The sequence below is a fragment of the Streptomyces niveiscabiei genome (genome assembly GCF_033794345.1).
GTDB classification, from domain to species: Bacteria; Actinomycetota; Actinomycetes; order Streptomycetales; family Streptomycetaceae; genus Streptomyces; species Streptomyces niveiscabiei.
Genome location: NZ_JARAYJ010000126.1, coordinates 1 through 627, shown reverse-complemented (window position 1 = coordinate 627; position 627 = coordinate 1). Strand labels below are relative to the sequence as shown.

Here is a 627-nt window from a genome sequence, read left to right as displayed (position 1 = left end):
ATGCTGCAATGACACGACTTCGGCGGTACGCTTGAGCCCCGCTACATTGTCGGCGCGGAATCACTAGACCAGTGAGCTATTACGCACTCTTTCAAGGGTGGCTGCTTCTAAGCCAACCTCCTGGTTGTCTCTGCGACTCCACATCCTTTCCCACTTAGCGTACGCTTAGGGGCCTTAGTCGATGCTCTGGGCTGTTTCCCTCTCGACCATGGAGCTTATCCCCCACAGTCTCACTGCCGCGCTCTCACTTACCGGCATTCGGAGTTTGGCTAAGGTCAGTAACCCGGTAGGGCCCATCGCCTATCCAGTGCTCTACCTCCGGCAAGAAACACACGACGCTGCACCTAAATGCATTTCGGGGAGAACCAGCTATCACGGAGTTTGATTGGCCTTTCACCCCTAACCACAGGTCATCCCCCAGGTTTTCAACCCTGGTGGGTTCGGTCCTCCACGAAGTCTTACCTCCGCTTCAACCTGCCCATGGCTAGATCACTCCGCTTCGGGTCTTGAGCGTGCTACTCCAACGCCCTGTTCGGACTCGCTTTCGCTACGGCTACCCCACCCGGGTTAACCTCGCAACACACCGCAAACTCGCAGGCTCATTCTTCAAAAGGCACGCAGTCACGA

The 627-nt window shown here is 56.5% G+C and carries 1 rRNA gene; it reads right to left on the bottom strand.

Going from position 1 to position 627, the window contains the following annotated elements:
- A 23S ribosomal RNA gene (locus PV682_RS44170) occupies positions 1-627 on the bottom strand; the annotation flags it as partial.